General features: G+C 67.3%; 12 protein-coding genes. 1 reads left to right on the forward strand and 11 read right to left on the reverse strand.

The features are described 5' to 3' along the window. Positions 1 to 30 precede the first annotated feature (30 nt). From cheB to QEP15_RS14275, 7 genes are all read right to left on the reverse strand, one after another. Entirely contained in the window at positions 31 to 1041 is a 1011-nt protein-coding gene (gene cheB / locus QEP15_RS14245; RefSeq protein WP_056318132.1) for a chemotaxis response regulator protein-glutamate methylesterase, read from the reverse strand. Next, positions 1038 to 3353: a hybrid sensor histidine kinase/response regulator gene (locus QEP15_RS14250; RefSeq protein ID WP_280147604.1), complete on the reverse strand. Its 2316-nt coding sequence runs from the start codon at positions 3351 to 3353 to the stop codon at positions 1038 to 1040. Before QEP15_RS14250 ends, cheB begins: the two co-directional genes overlap by 4 nt. Beyond that, positions 3350 to 4000: a chemotaxis protein CheW gene (locus tag QEP15_RS14255; protein ID WP_152384646.1), complete on the reverse strand. Its 651-nt coding sequence runs from the start codon at positions 3998 to 4000 to the stop codon at positions 3350 to 3352. Before QEP15_RS14255 ends, QEP15_RS14250 begins: the two co-directional genes overlap by 4 nt. A 4-nt stretch (positions 4001 to 4004) precedes the next feature. Beyond that, on the reverse strand, positions 4005 to 5291 hold the full coding sequence (locus tag QEP15_RS14260; RefSeq protein ID WP_175155644.1) for a CheR family methyltransferase: 1287 nt from the start codon (positions 5289 to 5291) through the stop codon (positions 4005 to 4007). Beyond that, a complete protein-coding gene (locus tag QEP15_RS14265; RefSeq protein ID WP_280147605.1) occupies positions 5288 to 5830 on the reverse strand; it encodes a chemotaxis protein CheW in 543 nt (180 codons plus the stop codon). The genes QEP15_RS14260 and QEP15_RS14265 overlap by 4 nt, the downstream gene beginning before the upstream one ends. A gap of 8 nt (positions 5831 to 5838) precedes the next feature. Further along, on the reverse strand, positions 5839 to 7458 hold the full coding sequence (locus QEP15_RS14270) for a methyl-accepting chemotaxis protein (protein ID WP_280147606.1): 1620 nt from the start codon (positions 7456 to 7458) through the stop codon (positions 5839 to 5841). A 252-nt stretch (positions 7459 to 7710) separates the two neighbouring features. Next, complete coding sequence (locus QEP15_RS14275; protein ID WP_280147607.1) at positions 7711 to 9177, reverse strand: amidase; 1467 nt, start codon at positions 9175 to 9177, stop codon at positions 7711 to 7713. Positions 9178 to 9543: 366 nt separating this feature from the next. On the opposite strand from QEP15_RS14275, the gene QEP15_RS14280 reads away from it, so the two are divergent. After that, the gene (locus tag QEP15_RS14280; RefSeq protein WP_062841103.1) at positions 9544 to 9906 is read left to right on the forward strand and encodes a group III truncated hemoglobin; all 363 of its coding nucleotides are present in this window, start codon (positions 9544 to 9546) and stop codon (positions 9904 to 9906) included. Positions 9907 to 9918: 12 nt separating this feature from the next. Here QEP15_RS14280 and QEP15_RS14285 read toward each other — a convergent pair whose 3' ends face one another. The 4 genes from QEP15_RS14285 to QEP15_RS14300 form a co-directional block, all read right to left on the reverse strand. After that, entirely contained in the window at positions 9919 to 12189 is a 2271-nt protein-coding gene (locus QEP15_RS14285) for an ATP-dependent DNA helicase (protein WP_280147608.1), read from the reverse strand. Beyond that, the gene (locus QEP15_RS14290; protein ID WP_280147609.1) at positions 12186 to 13832 is read right to left on the reverse strand and encodes a VRR-NUC domain-containing protein; all 1647 of its coding nucleotides are present in this window, start codon (positions 13830 to 13832) and stop codon (positions 12186 to 12188) included. Before QEP15_RS14290 ends, QEP15_RS14285 begins: the two co-directional genes overlap by 4 nt. Before the next feature lie 260 nt (positions 13833 to 14092). Continuing rightward, positions 14093 to 15412 (reverse strand): cytochrome c, encoded by a 1320-nt coding sequence (locus tag QEP15_RS14295; RefSeq protein ID WP_280147610.1) that lies wholly within the window; start codon positions 15410 to 15412, stop codon positions 14093 to 14095. Positions 15413 to 15424: 12 nt separating this feature from the next. After that, complete coding sequence (locus tag QEP15_RS14300) at positions 15425 to 17200, reverse strand: GMC family oxidoreductase (protein ID WP_280147611.1); 1776 nt, start codon at positions 17198 to 17200, stop codon at positions 15425 to 15427.

Genomic DNA, 17200 nt, shown 5'->3' on the forward strand with positions numbered 1-17200 from the left:
GGTCCTTGATGTCCTACGTTGTGCCGCGCCTCAGGCAAACGCCCGGATGACGCGAGACGCAATTTGATCGAGCGGCCGAATCTCGACCGCGGCCTTCATGGCGGCAGCCGCTTTCGGCATGCCATAGACTGCGCTGGTGGCCTGGTCCTGCGCGATGGTGAGACATCCGCGTTCGCGCAGCGCCTTCAGGCCGCGCGCCCCGTCCTGGCCCATGCCGGTCAGCAGCACGCCGACCGCAATGCCGCGCCAGTGCTGCGCCACGCTATGGAAGAAAACATCGATGGAAGGCCGATACAGGCTTTCGCGGGGGCAGTCGGTGTACCGCAGGGTACCATCCTCGCAGAGCGCCAGATGATCATCCGTGCCCGCGAGCAGCACCTGGCCGGGCAGCGGCGACTCGCCTTCGCGCGCCAGCCTGACGGGCAGCGGCACCTGGTCATTGAGCCAGTCGGCCATGCCGGCCGCGAACGAGGCGTCCACATGCTGCACCAGCACGATGCCGGCCGGAAAATCCAGGGGAAGATCGCGCAGCAGCTGCGCCAGCGTGGCCGGGCCGCCGGCCGAAGCGCCGATGGCAAGCAGGCGCCGCGCGCCGGCGGACGCGGCGGGCTTGCTGACCGGGCTGAGCGCCGGCCGGTTGCCGTAGCGGCCGATCAGCCAGCCGATGTTGCGGATCTTGCGCAACAGCGGCGCCGCCGCCGTGCGCATGTCCGTCGCGCCCACCATGGGCGTGTCCACGGCATCCAGTGCGCCGTGCCCCATGGCATCGAAGACGCGCGAGGTATGGCCCGCCACGTCGGAGGTCACCACCACGATGGCGCAGGGCGTTTCCGCCATGATGCGGCGAGTGGCCTCGACGCCGTCCATGACGGGCATGATGAGGTCCATCAGCACGACATCGGGACGGTCGCGCGCGCATTGCTGCACAGCCTCCAGGCCGTCGGACGCCGTCCAGGCAATCTCCAGCCCCGGTTCCAGCGCGATGACGCGCCGCAGGACTTCGACGGCAAGCGGCATATCGTTGACGATCCCGATTCTCACGTCCGAGCCTTCCCGATGAGGTCTTCCACGGCGTCGAGCAGCGCATCATCGTGAAAGCTGCCCTTGGCCAGATAATAGTCGGCGCCGGCGTCCAGCCCGCGCTGCCGGTCCTCTTCCCGGTCCTTGTACGACACCACCATGACGGGCAGCGCCTGCAGCCTGGGGTCGGCCTTGATGCGCGTCACCAGTTCGATGCCGTCCATCCGCGGCATGTCGACATCGGTCACGATCAGGTCGAAGTCCTCGTTGCGCAACATGTTCCAGCCGTCCATGCCGTCCACGGCGACTGCCACATCGAACCCGCGGTTCAGCAGCAGCTTGCGCTCAAGCTCGCGAACCGTCAATGAATCGTCCACCACCAGCACGCGCTTGCGGCGGCGCGCGGCCGTCGCGCCCGCCCCGCTGTCCACCCGCGACAGGCGCCCGCCCTCGATAAGCTTCTGAACGGACACCAGCATGTCCTCGACGTCCAGAATCAGGAGCGGCGTGCCGTCGTCCATCAGCGAGCCGGCCATGACGTCCTGCACCTTGCCCAGCCGGGGGTCCAGCGGCTGCACGACCAGCGTGCGCTCGCCCACGTAACGGTCGACGGCGATGCCGTAGAGGCGGTCATGATCGCCCACCACCACCACGGAGAAGGTATCGGCGGCCGGGGCGGCCTCGCCGGCGCGCAGGATCTGCCGCGCCGACACCAGGCCGATCTGCCGCCCCTGGAAACGGAAGTGCTGTTGGCCTTCCAGCTGCTCGATGTCGGTGGCGTCCACCTGCAACGCGTGGCTGACGTAGGCCAGCGGAAATGCGTAGATCTCGTCCTGCACCTGGACCAGCAGGCTGCGCACCACCGACAGCGACAGCGGCATCTCCAGCACGAAACGCGTGCCCCGCCCCTGCTGCTGGTGGACCCGCACGGCGCCGCGCAACTGGCGCACCATCGTCTGCACCACGTCCAGCCCCACGCCGCGCCCGGAGATTTCAGTCACCTCGTCGCGCGTGCTGAAGCCCGAGAGGAACAGGAATTCCAGCAGTTCGGCTTCGCTCAGGCGCGCCGCGGTCTCGGCGTTGGTCAGCTTGCGTTCGACCACTTCCTCGCGCAGGTGATCCAGCGATATGCCGGAGCCGTCATCGGCCAGTTCGACCAGCAGCATCCCCGCCGAGTGGCGCGCGGACAGCGTGATCAAGCCCTCGGCCGGTTTGCCCGTCAGTTCGCGCTGCGCGGGGGATTCGATGCCGTGGTCCACGGCGTTGCGCAACAGGTGCATGAGCGGCGCATCCAGTTTTTCCAGGATGTCCCGGTCCACCTGCGTGTCTTCGCCCTCGATCTCCAGGCGGACCTGCTTTCCCAGCGAGCGGCCCAGGTCGCGCACCATCCGCGCCATGCCGCCCACGCCGTCGCCAAAGGGCCGCATGCGGCACGCGAGCGCGGTGTCGTACAGCCGCCGCGTCAGGTGGTTCATCCGCCAGCCAAATTCGTCGACTTCGCTGGCGCGCAGCGTCAGTTCCCGCTGGCATTGTTCGAGGATGCGGTGGGCATCGTCCAGCGCCGCCTGGCCGCGCGCATCGAGCTGCTGTTCGGCCAGCACGGCGCGCACCCCGTCCAGCGCGTGCGCCGCGCCCGCCTGCAGCCGCCGCAGCCGCAGCATGGCGGCGCTGAAGGGGCCTACCCATTGCGACTCCACCAGCGTTTCGCTGGACAGGCCCAGCAGCTTGTTCAACGTATCGGCCGTGACTCGCAGCACCCGCTCGCCCTCGCCCGCGCTGCGGTCCGAACTGCGGCGCGCGGGCGGCACCGCGGCGGCCGCGTCCACCACTTGGGGCTTGTCTGCGGGCGCCGGGGCTGCCGGGACGGGCGCATCTTCCGTCAGGCGTATCGGCGGCAGATGGCCGCTCGGCCGGGAAGGACGCGCCACCGCCGCCGACGACGTGGCGGGCAGATTGGGCGCGCTGCTCAGCCGCGCCACCAGGTCGCCGATCTCGGCATCGAGCTCCACGCCGGGCGTGGCCACGCGTTGCAGCAGGTCCGTGCCCAGCAGCAAGGCGTCGATGTCGCCGGCCTGCAGACGCAGGTGGCCCTCCTGGGCGGCCACAAGGCAGTCTTCCATGGCGTGCGCGATACGCACGGCCGGATGCAGGTCCACGATGCGCGCGGCGCCCTTGAGCGAGTGGGCGGCGCGCATGCAGGCCTCGAGCTGCGGCGCGGATGTGGGATTTTTCTCCAGGGCGAGCAGCCCGTCGTTGAGCACCTGCACCTGGGTGCGGGTCTCGATCTGGAACAGTTCGAGCAGCGAGGCATCGCGCATCTGATCGGGATTCACGCGAGGCTCCGTTCCAATGCCTGCATCAGCAGGGTTTCATCCAGCACGCCCACCGCGCGGCCGCCGCAGCGCGCCACGCCGCGCGAGTACTTCAGGCTGGCGCCTTGCACCGTCGAGGGCAGCGGCTCAAGCGCGTCCAGGTCCACCTCGTGCATGCCCTCCACCTCGTCCACCGGCAGCACGACGGCACGGCCCGCGCCGCCGAATATCAGCATGCGCGCCGTGGCAGGCCGCTCGCGGGCCTGCGGCGCCGAGGCGTCCAGTCCCAACAGGCGCGTCAGCGATACGCAGACAGTCAGCGTGCCGCGCACGTTGGTCATGCCAAGCACGGCGGGATCACGCCGGTGCGGCAGGCTGATGATGCCCCGCGTGCCGGCAACCTCGTCCAGCGATCGCGTCGGCAGGCCTATCCATTCGCGATGCAGCCTGAACACCAGGAGCGACGACAGGTTGGCCGCGTGCTGCGGTGGCGCGGCTTCCTCGTCTTCCTGCATGGCGGGCGGCAGACGGTCAAGGATGCGCTTGGCCGCCGCGGCATACACCGGACAGTTGCGGCAATGCACGTGTTCGGCCAGTTGCCCGCAACTTTTGTCGCCGCGGATGCCGATGCGGTTCCAGCAGTCGTCCACGCCAGAAAGCGATGCCATTGCGTCAGTCACGTCGCGCCTCCCCGCGCGCTGCGCGCGCCTGCAGGCGGCGGGCGCCCTCTTGATCCCCGTCCGAGGCCACCAGCGCGGCCAGATGCAGCAACGCCTCGCGGTGGTTCGGATCCAGGTAGAGCGCCTTGCGGTAGGCGGCCTGCGCCTGCCGCGACTGACCTTGCGCATCCAGCAGCAAGCCCTGCAGATGCAGGGCCTCGGCGCTGGCGCCATGAATGTCCAGATGCGCCTGGCACTGCGCCATCGCGTCGCGCACCCTGCCCAGGTCGGCCAGCGCGGCGATCTCGCGCAGCGATGCCTGGGCCGCCTGTCCCGCGCCTTGGGCGGACGGCGCGTCGGCTATCGCGGCATGCGGCACGGGCAGCCGGGGCGCGGGCGTCTGCGCCACCGGGCGGCGCGGCGGCGTCCAGGCATGCACGAGCGGCCGCTGGCCGGTCAGCGGCGCGCGCGCGGGGGTCGGCAACCCGGCCGGCGCCGGCGCGGGCGTGGCGCGAAATGCAAAGGACCGCGCCAGCGGCACCGCCGGCAGGCGGCGGCCCGTCAGAAGACTGGTTTCGGCGGGTCCCACGAACAGCAGGCCGTCCTCGCGCGCGAACCGGCGGAGCACTTGCACGGCGCGTTCCTGCGTAGCCATGTCGAAGTAGATCAGCAGGTTGCGGCAGAACACGAAGTCATACGGCGCGGCCCCTGCCAGGAGGTTTGGATCGAACAGGTTGCCGGGCTGGAACCGGACCTGTCCACGCACCCGCGCCGCCAGCTGATGGCCTTCCGGCACTTCGGAAAAATGGCGGTCGCGAAACGCCAGATCGCCCCCGCGAAACGAATTGCGCCCGTACACGGCGCGCTGGGCAAATTCGACCATGCGCACGCTGATGTCCACCGCATCCACCTGGAACCGATGCGCCGGCACGCCCGCATCCAGCAGCGCCATCGCAATGGAATACGGCTCTTCGCCGCTGGAACACGGCACGCTCAACACGCGAAGCACACGGCCCTCGCAGCCCGGCGCAAACAGGCGCTCGCGCGCCAGCGTCGCCATGGCGACTTGGGATTCCGGATAGCGGAAGAACCAGGTCTCCGGCACGATCACGGCTTCGATCAGCTGCTGCATCTCGTCGGGCCAGGCCTGCACGCGCATCAGGTAGTCCTGCTCGTCGTCCACGCCGGCCGCGTGCATGCGATGCCGCACGGCGCGCTCGACGGCCGCCTGGCCGATGGACCCGCTGTCCAGCCCAATGCGGCGCTTGAGCAGCCCGCTGAACTCCTCGATCAGGCTCATGGCTGCGCCTCAGTCATCGAAGCCTCGCCGCCAGCCGGAAACAATATTGCCCGCACGAAATCGGGCAACAGGTCATCCACGCTGACGGCTTGCACCATGCCGTGCGCGTCGGACAGAACGGGACCCAGGTAGCGCGCCTCGGCATTGTCCAGCGCATGCGGCTGAAACGCCGCCGGGTCGTAGTGGACGGTTTCGGTGGCCTGCTCCAGGATCAGTCCAAGCAGGCGCTCGGCGCTGGCGGGACCAGCGCGGTAACGCACCAGCGCAAGCCGCGTGCTGGTCACTGCGGCGCACGCCCCTGCACCGGCCAGCGCGCTCATGTCGATGATCGGCACCGCCGTGCCGCGGCGCGCCATCATGCCCGCGACCCAATGCGGCGCGCCCGGCACCTGCTTGAAGACGCGCAGCCCCAGCACTTCGGCGATGTCCGCGGCGTCCAGCGCATAGCGGTCTGCGCCAATCCTGAATAGCAGGTACAGCCGGCGCGCCGGGCCGGCATGGCCCGCGGCGGCACGTGGGCGGACGGCGGAAGCAGTCATGGACGCAATCACACCTTGAAACGCGACACGCCACTGCGCAGGTCATTGGCCACCAGCGTCAGTTCTTCGATGGCAAGGCTGGACTGCCGCAGCGACTCAACTGTCTGCTGGGCCGCGTCGCTGAGCTGCTGCAAGGCCTGGTTGATCTGTTCGGCGCCGGTGGCCTGGGCCTGCATGCCTTCGTTGACCATCTGCACGCGCGGCGCCAGCGTCTGCACCTGCTGGATGATCTGCGACAGCTGGTCGCCCACCTGCTGCATGTCGGCCATGCCGCGGCGCACTTCCTCGGAAAACTTGTCCATGCCCATCACGCCGGCCGACACCGACGACTGGATCTCGCGCACCATCTGCTCGATGTCGTAGGTGGCCACGGCCGTCTGGTCCGCAAGCCGGCGGATCTCGGTGGCCACCACGACAAACCCGCGGCCGTACTCGCCGGCCTTCTCGGCTTCGATCGCCGCGTTCAGCGACAACAGATTGGTCTGGTCCGCAACCTTGGTGATCGTGGTCACCACCTGCGTGATGTTGCCGGCTTTTTCATTCAGCACCGCCAGCTTGGCGTTGACCGAACCCGCCGCCCCGACAACGTTGCGCATCGTGTCTTCCATGCGCGCCAACCCCACCTGGCCGCTGCCCGCCAGCGTGGCGGTCTGCTCGGCCGCGCTGGAGACTTCGGTCATGGTGCGCACCAGTTCGCGCGACGTTGCCGAGATCTCACGCGAGGTGGCGCCGATTTCCGTCGTGGTGGCGGCCACTTCCGACGCGGTCGCCTGCTGCTGCTTGGACGTCGCGGCAATTTCCGTCACCGACGTGGCCACCTGCACGGCCGACCGCTGCGTCCTGCCCACCAGGCCGGTCAGTTCGTCGACCATGCCGTTGAAACCGGTTTCGATGGCGTTGAATTCGTCCTTGCGCGCCAGCTTCAAGCGCCGGGTCAGATCGCCGCTGCCGGTGGCTTCCAGCGTCTTGACGATGTCGCGCATGGGATTGGCGATGGCGCGCATGAGCAGGTAGCCGCACACGATCGACGCGGCAATGGCCATCACCAGCGACACCAGCATCCCGGTTTCGGCCGCTTCCACCGATTGCTGAATGCTGACCGCGGCATCGTCGGCCTGCTTCTTGTTTTCGCTCACCATCCTTGCCAGGACGTCGCGCCCCCGGTAGAACGAGGGGCGCAGCTCGGTCACAATGCGTGCCTGAGCGCGGGCCGGTTCGGCCAGCATGGCCGGCGAAAGAATATCGGCGCGAATGCGCTTGTACTCCTGCAGTTCCTTCTGGAACGCGTCGAACATCTGCTGATCGTCCTGCCGGGAAATCGTGCGCCGGTAGAACTCGATGTGCTCGTCAAGCTGCTGGTCGTTACGCGGCAGGGCTTCCAGCGCGACACGACGGTCGGCCTCGGTCGGCGCATTGAACGCGTCCTGCACCACGACGAAGCCAGCGAACCACGACGCCCGGATCGACGTGCTGTAGTAGATGCCAGGCACGGCGTCGTCGTTGATCATCTGGGCTTCGGCTTCGACATGCAGGAGCCGCCGGTAGTCCACCACCACCATCAGCGTCATGATGGCCAGAATGGCCAGGAAACTGACCAGGATTCTTTGGCGGAGCGTCACATTCTTCATACCGGGAGACCTTTGTCCTAAATCGACTCGTCGACGCCCTGCCGGGACGCCCCTGGGTTATTCCCGCGCCAGCCACGCCACAACCGGCGCTTTTTACGGGAATATGGGAAATTTCGACAATTATTACAAAGGTGCCGCGCCGCAGCCATGAAAAACGCGGGAAAACGCGAAACATGGCGGCCTTGTCGGAAAAAAGCAAAGGTCTCTTACATAAAATCAATCGCGCGCGTGTCCGAACGGTTACATCTGCGGTCAGCCAGCGGCGCGCCACAGCGCGACCGGCGGCCGGTCCTGCACCCAGTCGCGGGCCTTTTCATAGGCGTGCGCCAGTTGCAGCACAGCCAAATCGCCCCGGGGCGGACCGATCAGCTGCATGCCCATCGGCAGCCCATCGGCATTGAAACCCACCGGCACGCTGATGACCGGGCAACCGGCCAGCGTCCAGGGCGTGACGGTTTCCATCCAGCGGTGATACGTATCCATGGGCCGGCCTGCGATCTCCTTGGGCCAATCCAGGTTGACGTCGAACGGGAACACCTGCGCGGACGGCACCGCCAAAAAGTCCACGTCTTCAAACATGCGCAGCACGGCCTGATACCACGCACTGCGCTCTTCCGTGGCCTGATAGACCTGCCGGGCCGTCATGCCTTCCAGCCCTTCGACCTCCCAGATCAGCGCGGGCTTGACCAGCTTTCGCGTGTCGGGATTGTGGACCAGGTCGTGGAACTGCCCGCCCACCATCAGGTGACGGTGCGCCAGCCAGATGCGCCACAGGCGGTCGCCCGCGAACGGCACCCGGTAGGCGTCGACCTGGCAGCCGGCCGTCTCCAGATCCTTCAGCGCCTGCTCGCACAGGTCCAGGATGCCCGGCTCCATCGCCAGGTAGCCGTCCCGATCGCCCAGCCAGCCCACCCGCTTGCCGGCAAGGTCCACGTCCAGCGGCTGCGCGTACAGAGCCGGATCGTCCGTCAGCGACAGCGGCGCGCGCTTGTCGTGGCCGGCGATCACCGACAGCAGCAGGGCCACGTCGCGCGGCGTGCGGCCCATGGGGCCTTCGTAGGACAGTTGCTTGAGAAAGACTTCGGGCGACGGGCCGGACGGCACGCGGCCGGCCGAGGGGCGCATGCCGTACACGTTGCAAAAGGCCGCCGGGTTGCGCAGCGAACCGCCAAAGTCGCTGCCGTCCGCCACAGGCAGCATGCGCGCGGCCAGTGCCGCCGCCGCCCCGCCGCTGCTGCCGCCCGCCGTCTTGGTGGCGTCGTAGGGATTGCCGGTGGCGCCATACACGCGGTTGTAGGTGTGCGAGCCCAGACCGAACTCCGGCACATTGCTGCGGCCGATGAAGATCGCGCCGGCGGCGCGCATGCGCTCGACCAGGATGGAGTCATGCTGCGTCACCGTGTCCTTGTAGACCAGCGAGCCCATCGACGTGACCATGCCGCGCACGGCGGTCAGGTCCTTGGGCGCCTGCGGCATGCCATGCAGCCACCCCTGCCACTGCCCCGCCGCCAGCTGCGCATCACGCGCATCGGCTTCGCGCAGCAGCTCGTCGCTGTCGCGGCGCGCGACGATGGCGTTCAGCTTGGGATTGACCTGGTCGATATGCGCCAAATACGCCTGCATCACTTCGCGGCAGGACACCCGGCGGCCACGGATGGCGTCCGACAGCGCATGCGCGGGCATGGCCACGATGTCATTGAGCGGGGCGGAAGTCGGCATGGCTTTTCGTCTCCTGGGCGCGCGCCACGGATCCGCCGGGCGCGCATGTTGTCATGGGGCGCAGCGCGGCGGCCGGCCGCGCGCATCGCGACAATACTACGCAAATCGGCGGCGCCGCGCCTGGGAAAAGCGCCGGATGTCAGGCGCGGCGGACGCCGCCAAGGTGCCAGCCCGCACGGCTCCATCCTGGCAATTTCCGCCAGGCGAGTCTTAACGATTGGCTCAAGCAACCCTGCTGACAATTGCGCCAGGTCAAACCAAGCGATTCGCCCCCCGTCCTAACATCGCCTCCTGCCATCCCGCCCGGAGATCCTCTTGACCACTAGCGCCCCCGACGACATCTGCACCGAAGCCGAAATCCAGGACATGGTCCACACCTTTTACGGCAAGGCGCGCGCCGACGAAGCCCTGGGCCCCATCTTCAATGGCATGGTCCACGACTGGGACGAACACCTGTCCACACTCTCGGATTTCTGGTCCGCCGTGATTCTGGGCACCCGGCGCTTCACGGGCATGCCCATGCCCAAGCACGCGGCCATGCCCAACCTGAAGGCCGAACTCTTCGAACGCTGGCTGGTCCTTTTTGGCGAAACCACCGACGCCCTGCCCAATCGCGCCCTGGCCGACGCCGCACAGGAAATGGCCAGGCGCATGGCCCGCAGCCTGTGGTACGGCTACCAGTTGTCTCGCGACCCCAACCAGCCGCTGACCGAACTGCGGCCCGCCTGACGCCTTGCAAGGTCAGTCCACCCGCCACCACCCCGGCAACAGCCCGCGCACCTTGGCGCGCCGATAGCGGTCATCGATGAGGTGCACCGTGCCCTCATCGTGTTCGGTCCGGATCACCCGGCCGGCCGCCTGCACCACCTTCTGCATGCCCGGGTACAGGTACGTGTAGTCGTACCCGTTCTCCTCGCCATAGCGCATGTCCATGGCGCGCTTCATGTTCTCGTTCACCGGATTGACCTGCGGCAGGCCCAGCGTCGCAATGAAGGCGCCGATCAGCCGCTTGCCCGGCAGGTCCACGCCTTCCGAGAACGCGCCGCCCAGCACCGCAAACCCCACCCCCTGCCCCGTTTCGGTGAACCGCGCCAGGAAGGCCGCCCGCCCCGGCTCGTCCATGCCCGGCGTCTGCAACCAGATCGGCACCTGCGGATGGCGCTCCCGCATCAGGTCGGCCACGCGTTTCAGATAGTCGAAGCTGCTCAGAAAGCCCAGGTAATTGCCCGGCCGCTCGGCGTACTGGCGCGCGATCAGGTCCGCGATGGGCGCCAGCGAACGTTCGCGATCGCGAAAGCGCGTGGACACGTTGCCCACGACCCGCACCGCCAGCTGGTTGGCCTTGAACGGCGCGGCCACATCCATCCACGGGGTGTCCTTGGGCAAGCCCAGCGTGTCCCGGTAGAACTGCTGCGGACTCAGCGTGCCGGAGAACAGCACCGTCGCGTGGGCCGCGGCATGCCGGGCGGCCAGATACGGCGCGGGAATCACATTGCGCACGCACAGCGTCGAAGGCGGAGTCTTGGCGCTGCTGACGCCGGCGTCGCCAAGCGTCACATCGAACAGCGCGTGCGAGCCGAACTGCTCGGCCAACCGCATGAAATGCAGCGCCTCGAAATAAAACCCCAGCAAGGGGTCGTCCTGCGGCAGCGGCGTCTGGCCGATGAATTCGGTAATGGCGGCCACCGCCTTCTGCACCGCCGTCAGCACGCCGGCCGGCGCGGCATCGTAGGCCTGATAGCGTTCGGCCTGCTTCTTGTTCAGCGCGTTCCACGACCGGTGCAGTCCATCCAGCGATTTCTTCAGTGCCTTGGGCGCCGCGTACCGCGCGGCGGTCAACCGGCTCTGGTCGAGTTCGCCGGTGTACATGCGCCGCGCACGATCCACCAGGTTATGGGCCTCGTCGACCAGCACGGCCACCTTCCATTGATGCGCCTGCGTCAGCGCATGCAGCATGGCCGTGGCGTCGTAGTAGTAGTTGTAGTCGCCCACCACCACGTCGCTCCAGCGGATCAGCTCCTGCGACAGGTAGTAGGGACACACGTCGTGCGCAAGCGCGGTGGCGCGCACGGCGGGCGCGTCCAGCCGCGTGTATTCAAGCGCCGCGGCGCGGGCCTGCGGCAGGCGGTCGTAGAAGCCGCGCGCCAGCGGGCAGGAATCGCCATGGCAAGCCAGATCCGGATGTACGCAGCTTTTATCGCGCGCTTGCAGATCCAGAATGCGCAAGCCAGGCTTGGCGGGTTGCGCATTGATGGTTTCCAGCGCCTCGACCGCCAGCCCCCGGCCCGACCCCTTTGCCGCCAGGAAGAACACCTTGTCCAGGCCCGTGCCCGGACTGGCCTTGAGCAGCGGAAAGATCGTGCCCAGCGTCTTGCCGATGCCCGTGGGCGCCTGCGCCATCAGGCAGCGCCCATCGCGCGCAGTGCGGTACACGGCCACCGCCAGATCGCGCTGCCCGGCGCGGAACTCGCCATGCGGAAACGACAACGTCTCCAGCGCGGCGTCACGCGCCTGCCGGTGCGCGAGTTCGGTCTTGGCCCACGCCAGAAAACGCTCGCATTGCAGCTGGAAGAACGCGGCCAGGTCGGCCGCCTGGTGGGTCTCCACCAGCACGGTCTCTTCCTCGGTCGCCACGTTGTAGTACACCAGCGCCACCCGCACGTCGGCCAGGCCACGCGCCTGACACAGCAGATGGCCGTACACCTTTGCCTGCGCCCAATGCACCACGCGGTGGTTTTCGCGCACGCTGTCGAACTGCCCGCGGTAGGTCTTGATCTCTTCGAGCTGGTTGGCGGCAGGGTCGTAGCCATCAGCACGCCCGCGCACCAGCAGGTCACCGAACACGCCCGACAGCGACACTTCGGTTTCGTAGTCCGGCCCACGGCGCCCTGTCACGGCCGCATGGCCAGCCATGCCTTCCAGGCCGCTGGGCGCGGGCGTGAAACGCAAGTCCAGATTCCCCGCCCGCGCCGTGAATTCGCACAATGCCCGCACCGCCACCGCATAGCTCATGCGGCCTCCTGCAACCAGCTCACGTGGCACACGCGCACCGGCATGCCGTGCGCGACGCAATATTGCAGCCAGCGGATCTGGTTGTCCTGCAGCTTATCGCCCGGCCCCTTCACCTCGATCAGTTCATAGCGGCGCTCGGCGGGCCAGAAGCGCACCAGGTCCGGCAGACCGGTCCGGTTGCCCTTCACGTCGCGCAGCAGCCGCGTGAAGAAAAGCTTCAGGTGCGCGGCCGGCACGCAATCCAGCGCCTGCGCCAGCAGCGTATCTGACAAGGCGCCCCAAAACACGAACGGCGACTGCAGGCCGGCCTTATCCGCATAACGCTGCAGAATCACGTCCCGGTAAGCCGGCGTATCAAGGAGGGCCAGGCAGGCCTCGAACTGCGCCTGACGCCGGGCATGAAAGTCCGGCGCGTCCAGATCCGCCGGACCGCGTTGGAACGGGTGAAAGAACGCGCCCGGCAGCGGTGCGAACACGGCCGGCCAGCACAGCAATCCGAACAGCGAATTGATCAGCGCGTTCTCGACATAGTGCACCGGCGCGTCGTCGTGATGCAGGTGATCGCGCGTCACGTATTCGACCGCGGACGGTTGCGCCGGGCGGGCCAGCGCCAGCTCCGTCCGCGGCAGGATGGGGGCCGCGGCGCGTGCCGCCGCGCCCTGCCCCAGCCCGCGCCGCAACCGCGGCATCATGCGTGCCACGCGCTGGCTTTCTTCCTCGCTTTCGGGCGCGCTGGCGGCTTGCTGGGCCAATGCCATGGCGTCTTCGAAGCGCTGCATCCTTTCGTACACGCGGATGCGCCGATGCCGCGCGCCGGGATAGCCGCAGGCCGCGTACACGCGCTGAGCGGCTTCCCAGTCCTGAGCGCGTTCGCAGGCTTGTCCAATGCGCAGCAACACCTTGGCGCGGCGCTTTTCCAGCCATGCGTTGCCGCTGATGCACGCCTGCGCCGCCTGCAACAGATCGTCCACCGCCGCCCCCTCGTCCAGCGCCTGGCGGCAGGCGTGCAGCGCCAGATAGCAATCCACGTCCGCCCGCGTCTGAAAGGCCCGCGACGCCGCATCGAACGGCACGGTCTCGTACTGGAACACGCCCAGGTCCGCCAGCACGAACTCCGACCAATCCTGATGCAGATTGCCGAAGAACATGAGGCGCAGGCGTTCGCAACGGTCCGCCACCAGCACACGCCAGACGGCTTCGGCGGATTGCGGCGCCCACTCGCAGAATGGCCGGGCTTGCGTCAGATCGGCGCGCAGCGATTCAAGCATGTCGGCCTTGCGCACGCCCGGCCTGGCCGCCGCGTGCGAGGCGAACACGCGGCACAGTTCGGGCTTGGTCAACAGCGCGAACAGTTCATCCAGGGACATGGGTGCCCGCGCATCCAGCCACCCCAACGTTTCGAGCGGCCGGGCGGCTGCCTCGACGGCCGGAATCTCTTCGTACACCAGCCGGCTGGCGCGAAACCATGGTCCGCGCCGCATCAGCATGCGCACCATCAACGCCTGCGACGCCTGAGGCAACGCCGCGAAGTCCGCCAGAAAGCGGCAATCTTCCTCGTCCAGCAGATCGGCGTAACGGTCCGAGACCCACGCCAGCGCGCGCTGGAAATTGTGCAGATAGTAGTAACGGTGCGGGGGCAACATCGGCGGCGGCCGGCTGGACTGTTTATTTATCCAGTAATCATAGCAGGCCGGCAGTCGTCGCTGAACCGCAGGCCCGGGGCCGCCCGGCAACCCGCCGCCCGTCCCGAACTGCCCGCACCGCCTTTCGCGCAGGGAAAACTCGGCAGGTCGGCGGCTCATCAACTCACGCATGAAAAACGGCGCCGGAAAGCCTGTGCTCTCCAGCGCCGTTTGCGTCCCGCCCATCACAAGGCGGGACAGACAATCACGACATCGTCACATCACTGCGCGCGCACCGGTTGCGGCGCCGCGCCGATGTCCTTGCGGACCTTGGCCACGTCGGACGCGCTGACCGCCGCGCCCTTGTTGCCCCAGCTCGACCGCACGAAGCTCACGACATCGGCAACTTCCTTGTCGGTCATGCGCCAGTCGAAGCCCGGCATCGCGTACGCGGTGGGCGCCGAGGCCGTGCCCGGCATCTGCGCGCCCTTGAGCACGATGTGGATCAGCGAGGCCGGATCGGCCGAGTTGACCGTCGAGCTCAATGCCAGTTGCGGGAACGTTTCGGTATAGCCCTTGCCCGTGCTGCGATGGCAGGCCGCGCAGTTGTTCAGGAAGGCCATCGCGCCGTCGCTCTTGTCCTTGCCGGACCGCAGCGCTTGCGCCACGGTTTCGTCATAGGCCAGCGGCTTGGTCGCGTCCTTGTTCACGGGTGGCAGGCTCTTCAGGTACACCGCGATGGCGTTCAGGTCGTCATCGGTCAGGTGCTGGGTGCTGTCCTCCACCACCTGGGCCATGCCGCCAAACGCCGCCGAATGGCCGTTGCGGCCCGACTTCAGGAAGGTCGCAATATCCTCCTTGCTCCAGCTGCCCAGGCCGTCGGTCGCGTCGCCGCGCAGGTTCTTGGCCAACCAGCCTTCCACCACGCCGCCCGACAGGAAGGCCGAGCCGTCCGCGTCGGTCAGCGCCTTTTCCTGCAAGGCCACGCCGCGCGGCGTGTGGCAGGTGCTGCAATGGCCCAGGCCCTCGACGAGATACTGGCCGCGCAGCAGCGCCTGCTTGTCCGCGCCGCTCGTGTTCACCGTGACAGGCGCCGTCGCAACGTCAGGCGCGAACATCCAGCGCCACACCGTCAGCGGCCAGCGCATGGACATCGGCCAAACAATGTCGGTGTCCTTGTTCTCCTGTTTCACCGGTTCCACGCCGTGCATGAAGTAGGCGTACAGGGCCTTCACATCCTCGGGCGTGACGTTGGCGTACGCGGTGTAAGGCATGGCCGGGTACAGCGAATGTCCGTCCTTGGCCACGCCGTGGCGCACGGCCCGGTCGAAGTCCTCGTACGAATAATTGCCGATGCCCGTTTCCTTGTCCGGCGTGATGTTCGTCGAATAGATCATGCCCAGCGGCGAATCGATGCCCAGGCCGCCGGCAAAGGGCTTGCCGCCCTTGGCCGTGTGGCAGGCGATACAGTCGCCGGCGCGCGACAAATATTCGCCCTGCTTGATCATCTGCGCGTCGCTGGACGCCGGCGTGCCGTCGGCCGCGAACGCGGCGCTGGCAACGAGGGCCGAGAAGGCCGCAACAATGGTGTGCTTGATCATTGTTCCGTCTCCTTAAGCCTGGACCAGCGGGCCGGGGTTCTTCAGGTACTGCTCGCGGATCGCCTGCGCCGCCCAGTAGGCCAGCGCGCCGACCAGACCGGTCGGGTTGTAGCCCATGTTCTGCGGGAACACACAGGCGCCCATCACGAACACGTTCGGCACGTCCCAGCTTTGCAGGTACTTGTTGACCACGCTTTCCTTGGGATTGGAGCCCATGATGGCGCCGCCCGTGTTGTGCGTGCTCTGGTAGACGCGCGTGTCGTAACGGGCGCCCTTCTTGCGCACGGCGACGAAGTGCTTTTCAGGATTCATGGCCTTGGCCACGGTCTCCATGCGCTTGCCCATGTAGCCCAGCATGTCGAACTCGTTGTCATGCCAGTCGAACGTCATGCGCAAGAGCGGCTGACCATAGGCGTCCTTGTACGTCGGATCCAGCGACAGGTAGGCGTCGCGGTACGACATCACCGAACCGGAAATCCCGATCGTCATGAAGCGCTGATAGGCGTCCTGAACGCCCGCCTTCCAGGCCGTGCCCCACGTCGGAGTGCCCGGCGTCGTCGGCGTCTGCTTGATGGGACGGCCGCCGTAGCGCACGTGGCGGATGCTGGCGCCGCCCAAAAAGCCCAGCGGACCGTGGTCGAACTGGTCGCCGTTCAAGTCGTCCATGCCCACGCCGCCCGCGCCGGTGCCGACGAAGGGGTTGAGCTGGGTACCCTTGGGCAACAGCACGTTGACCGCGCCGTTCATCTGGTACGCGTAGTTCTTGCCGACCACGCCTTCGTTGGTCTTCGGGTCATACGGCTTGCCGATGCCCGACAGCAGCAACAGGCGCACGTTGTGCATCTGGTAGGCCGACAGGATCACCAGATCCGCGGGCTGATCGATCTCGTTGCCGTCCGCGTCGATGTACGTTACGCCCACGGCCTTCTTGCCGGTCGAATCCAGATTGACCTTGATGACCTGCGAACGCGTGCGCAGCTCGAAATTGGGCTTCTTCAGCAGCACCGGCAAAATGGTGGTCTGCGGCGAGGCCTTCGAATACATGTAGCAGCCGTAGTTCTCGCAGAAGCCACAGAAATTGCAGGGGCCCAGGCGCACGCCGTACGGGTTGGTGTACGGACCCGAGGCGTTGGCCGCGGGCGTGGGATACGGGTTGAAGCCGACTTCGCGCGCGGCCTTCTCGAACAGCGACGCGCCGTAGGTCGTGGCCAGCGGCGGCAGCGGGAATTCCTTGCTGCGCTTGCCTTCCAGCGGGTTGCCGCCTTCGACGATCTTGCCGTTCAGGTTGCCGGCCTTGCCCGACGTGCCGCAGACGTATTCGAACTTCGAGAAGTACGGTTCCAGTTCGTCGTAGGTCACGCCGAAGTCCTGGATCGTCATGCCTTCCGGAATGAACTTCTTGCCGTAGCGCGTTTCGTAGCGGGTGCGCAGTTCCAGCTCTTCGGGCAGCACGCGGTAGTGCATGCCGTTCCAGTGAAAGCCCGCGCCGCCCACGCCCGTCCCCAACAGAAACGAACCGTTCTGGCGGTACGGCACGGCCACGTCATCCACGCCATGGCGGATCGTCACGGTTTCCTTGGACAGGTCCTGGAACAGATAACCGCGCACCGAATACTTCAGCTCGTCGATCACCTTGGGGTACTCGGCGTCCTTGGGCGTGTCCTGCATGCCGCCGCGCTCCAGCGCCAGCACCTGCAGGCCCGCTTCGGTCAGCTCCTGGCCCAGAATGGCGCCCGTCCAGCCGAACCCGACCAATACCGCATCAACTTTGTCTTTCTTGATCGCCAT

This window comes from Achromobacter mucicolens (assembly GCF_029866465.1).
GTDB lineage: Bacteria > Pseudomonadota > Gammaproteobacteria > Burkholderiales > Burkholderiaceae_B > Achromobacter > Achromobacter mucicolens.